Below are 3388 nucleotides of genomic sequence, written 5' to 3'. Positions count from 1 at the left end.
ACATCGGGCGGGGYGGCGACGTCGGCGWCCCACGGCACGTGCCGCGGGACACCGACGTCGCCGACCGACCCGATGCCCAGGTCCGCGCGGGCGAGGGCACGGCGGGTCCGTGCCGAGACCACCGCGACCCCGTGCCCCTCCGCCTGGAGGGAGCGCACCAGGGCGGCCGTACGCCGGTGCCCGGTGGGCACGGCCTCCTCGAGCCCGAACCGGAGGTGCAGCCCGGGCGGCCCGCCCACCAGCCGCACCTCACCGCACGCCCGGGCAGCGCGCACCAAGTGGTGGGCGAGCGGGTGCAGTTGGGGGACCAGCGCGGCCGCGGCCACCGGCGTGCCCGCCCGCAGGACGAGCACGACCTGCGCACCCTCCTCGGCCCACTGCCGGGCCCGCGCGGCCGTCTCCGCGAGCACGACGCCGCCCAGGGTGCCGCCGAGGGGGTCGTCGGAGCCGGTCCCCGGGCCGGGGAACGGCCGCAGCTCCCAGCCGTCCCGCCGCTTCGGCGCCAGGGGGCCGGCGCCGTGCCGGCGACGCCTTCCGGCCGGACCGTCCGGCTCGATCAGCTCGTGGATCCGTACGTGGATCTCGTCGTCGTCCGGCCCGTCGTCCGCCGGGCCGCCGCCCTCCGGCCGGCCCGGCTCGGCACCACCCTCACGCCCCCCGGTCTCCGGGACGCCTCCGGGCCCCGCGTCCTCGGGGACGTCGTCGGCCCCTCCGGTCCCGGGTACGGCCTCGGGCCCCGTGCCTTCGGGGCCGGGTCCCGGGGTGCCGGGTGGTGACAGGCGCAGCACGCCCTCGATCGTCCAGTCGCGGCCGGCCAGCAGGCGGGCGTCGAGGACCACCGTGTCGATCCGGTCCAGGCGGCGCAGCACCTCCGGCCGCAGCACCAGCGCCCCCCGCTCGGAAAGGGCCCGGCCCGCCGCGCAGGCGAACGCCTCCCGTCCGAACCGGGGGGCGAGAGGCGTCCCCGCGATCAGCAGCGCCAGCCCCCGATCATGGCTGCGCAGGCCGACCGACGCCAGACCGTACGCCGCGAGCGACACCGGTGCCGCCACGTTGGCGTACCGCTCACCAGGGCCCGGCGGCAGCGGCGCCGGGCGCTCGTGACCCGGCACCGCGTCGTGGCGGTACGTACCCTCCTGCCCGCCCAGCCTGCGCGCCCAGTCCGCCCACGCCCCGCGACGGGCCTGCACCTCCGCATACCGGGCGGCGGCCAGCACGGTGGTCACCGCGGCACCCACCGGCCGGAAGGTCAGGGTGGTCGTCAGCAGGTTCACCGCGGCGAAGCCGCGTTCCGTGGCGCTCTCGCCGATCCGGCGGGCGATGCCGTCGCGCAGCCGCGGCGTGGACTCCACGAACTGGATCGCCGACGTCACCAGTGGATGCAGCCCCCGCAGCCTGAGCGCGCCGCCGACCGACGCCACCCCCACCGCCAGCAGCCCGGTGCCCAGCCGGACGGCCGCGCCGATGCGTGGTCCCGCGGCCCCGGGGTAGCCGACCGAGGGCCGCCCCCGGTCCGCGCTCCCGTGGCGCGGGGCCTCCCCGGCGGCGGTGTCGGCGGCCGCGACGAGATCGGCGACGGCCGCGAGGTCGGTCTCCGGTCCGCAGCCCACGTACACGCACCCCAGCGTGCCGTTCACCTCCGCGCGGCTCACCCCCGGCACCCGGCGCAGCGTGGCCTCCAGCTCGCGCGCCGCCGCTGCCGTACCGGGCCGGCCCAGCCGCCGGACCGCGATCTGCACGCCTCCCGGAGTCCGCCAGAGGCCGGGCGCACGCGACGTCACTCCCGGCCCGGTCGGCGCACGTGCTGCCGGGACGGCGGCCAGACCCTGCGCGACGGACCGGACCGCCGACACCGTCGCGGTCACGGCGCTGCGCGTCGAGGACAGGACGGCCCCGGGGACCACGGAGGACAGCTGGGGCGGGATCACACGGCCTCCACCACCGGCCGACGGGGGCGTTGCTCGCCGCCCTGGGGAACGACGCGGTTCTCACCAGTATCAGTGCGTTCCGACGGCTTCGCCCGGCGCAGCGACGCAGGAGAGGCCGGGCGGAGTTGCCGGGACCGCAAGGCGCTCAGGACGGCGTACGTCACCAGCACCCGGGCGCTCCTGCGCGTCATCTCGGCCGATGCGTTCATCCGCGGCGCGACCCTCACCTCGTTCAGCTACCTCCTGGCCGTGACGCTCGGCCGGATGAAGCTGGTCGTCATGGGGCGCAGCACTACTCCGACATCTCCGGAGGAGTGTCTAATCAACGGGTCTGGCCCGTAGTCGGTGGTGACGTCGTGTAGCCGTCAGGGCAGGAGGATGTGGTGATAAACGGGTCCTCCTCACGGCACGAGGCCGTTCATGATCGCGGTTGTGGTGGCCCTCCGTGGCCTGAGCACGGAAAGTGATCCAGAACCACGATTCAGCCGACGCCGACAGGGCACACCCGCTGCACGCCACAGCCCTGACCATCCACGCGGTCACCGGGGCAGACATCAGCCGACTCGCGCTCATCCGCGGAATCGACATCAACGAAACAGCGACCGCCGTCAAAATCCACGACAGCACAGCCCACCGCCGATGCCAGATCTACCCCCTCCCCGCCTGGACACGCCGCCTCATACGCGCGGCAGGCATGCACGGACAGCTCAAGGACCGTGCCCCGGACAGCCCGCTCTTCCCGCTCATCACGGTCCAGGACGGCGAACAACTCGCCCTCACCGCAACAGGAATCCGCTACCGCCTGAAGCCCACACCGTAGAAGGCAACACCAGCCGCCCCCGCCCCCCACTGCCGCCACCCAGCCCCTGCCACCACAGCGCCGACCAGCGACAACACACCCCGCGCTATACCGACCGGCAACCAACTGACCCGCACCATCACCAAAAACGTCAGCCCCAAATCAGCATCCGTGTCCCCACCCGAAACCCCCACCGCACCACGCTGAACAGCAGAAACCCGATTCCTCCCGCACTGACATCACCCTGCCGACCCACCACCGACAAAAACTAACGGCGTTGTGTACGACAGCGGTTTCGGCTGGTCGGGAACGTGAGGAGAGCCGTACGGGTTGGGATGGTTGTGAAGCGATCCTTGGCCCGTACGGCTCTCTCGCATCGTATCTGCACGGGTATCTCGAGGCGTCGACTTGGGGCGCTTATCGCCGAGTTGGCCAGCCCGTGGATGGCGCGGGAAGAGTCCCGGCTGGGCGAACGCCGAGGCCATGACCGTCTGCGCGCCGAGGGCGGCGGGCCCAGCCATCAACTGGTCTTCACCGACCGGGTGATCGYGACCCTGGTGATCCTGCGGTTCCAGCTTCCGCACGCCGCTCTCGCCGTCTTCTACGGCGTGGACCGCTCCACCGTCACGCGGGCCGTCCATGAGATTCGTCCGCTCTTGGC

At 73.6% G+C, this 3388-nt stretch carries 3 protein-coding genes and 1 pseudogene; 3 read left to right on the top strand and 1 reads right to left on the bottom strand.

Features of this window, described 5'->3' with window-relative positions; genetic code table 11:
* Window positions 1-1928, bottom strand: a pseudogene (locus DIZ27_RS44895) (cation-translocating P-type ATPase); the annotation flags it as partial.
* A 72-nt stretch (window positions 1929-2000) separates the two neighbouring features.
* Here DIZ27_RS44895 and DIZ27_RS44890 point away from each other — a divergent pair.
* The 3 genes from DIZ27_RS44890 to DIZ27_RS44880 all read left to right on the top strand — a co-directional run.
* Window positions 2001-2270 carry a hypothetical protein gene (locus DIZ27_RS44890; protein ID WP_109383977.1) on the top strand — a complete coding sequence of 90 codons (270 nt, stop codon included), beginning with the start codon at window positions 2001-2003 and terminating at the stop codon, window positions 2268-2270.
* 121 nt (window positions 2271-2391) lie between these two features.
* Entirely contained in the window at window positions 2392-2748 is a 357-nt protein-coding gene (locus DIZ27_RS44885) for a hypothetical protein (RefSeq protein WP_109383976.1), read from the top strand.
* Window positions 2749-3155: 407 nt separating this feature from the next.
* The coding region (locus DIZ27_RS44880; protein ID WP_258308938.1) for a transposase family protein at window positions 3156-3388 on the top strand (233 nt) is incomplete at its 3' end.

The organism is Streptomyces sp. NWU339 (assembly GCF_003143855.1).
GTDB lineage: Bacteria > Actinomycetota > Actinomycetes > Streptomycetales > Streptomycetaceae > Streptomyces.
Note: the sequence above shows the minus strand (reverse complement) of the source record. Positions and strands in the feature narration are given on the sequence as shown.